Source organism: Streptomyces sp. H27-H5 (genome assembly GCF_026627505.1).
Classification (GTDB): Bacteria; Actinomycetota; Actinomycetes; order Streptomycetales; family Streptomycetaceae; genus Streptomyces.
Genome location: NZ_JAPNLK010000377.1, coordinates 1 through 538, shown reverse-complemented (window position 1 = coordinate 538; position 538 = coordinate 1). Strand labels below are relative to the sequence as shown.

Sequence of the window (538 nt, the reverse complement as noted above, 5' to 3'; positions counted from 1 at the left end):
TGGGTGCGGCGTTCGGTGGCGCCCTCGGGGTCACGACCACCTCGGGTCCCGGTGTGGCGCTGAAGTCGGAGACGATCGGTCTGGCGGTGTCGCTGGAGCTGCCGCTGCTGATCGTGGACATCCAGCGCGGTGGTCCTTCGACGGGGTTGCCGACCAAGACCGAGCAGGCCGACCTGCTCCAGGCCATGTACGGGCGCAACGGCGAGGCACCGGTCCCGATCGTGGCCCCGCGCACCCCCGCGGACTGCTTCGACGCCGCGATCGACGCGGCCCGGATCGCGCTGACCTACCGCACTCCGGTGTTCCTGCTGTCCGACGGCTACCTCGCCAACGGCTCCGAGCCCTGGAAGATCCCGGACGTGGACGAACTTCCGGATCTGCGCACCCGCTTCGCCACCGGTCCGAACCACAAGCTGGCGGACGGCACCGAGGTGTTCTGGCCGTACAAACGCGATCCCCAGACCCTGGCGCGCCCGTGGGCGGTCCCCGGCACGCCCGGCCTCGAACACCGCATCGGCGGCATCGAGAAGCAGGACGG

At 70.8% G+C, this 538-nt stretch carries 1 pseudogene; it reads left to right on the top strand.

Annotated elements, in window-relative coordinates:
* Positions 1–538 (top strand): annotated as a pseudogene (locus tag OTB19_RS43345) (2-oxoglutarate ferredoxin oxidoreductase subunit alpha); the annotation flags it as partial.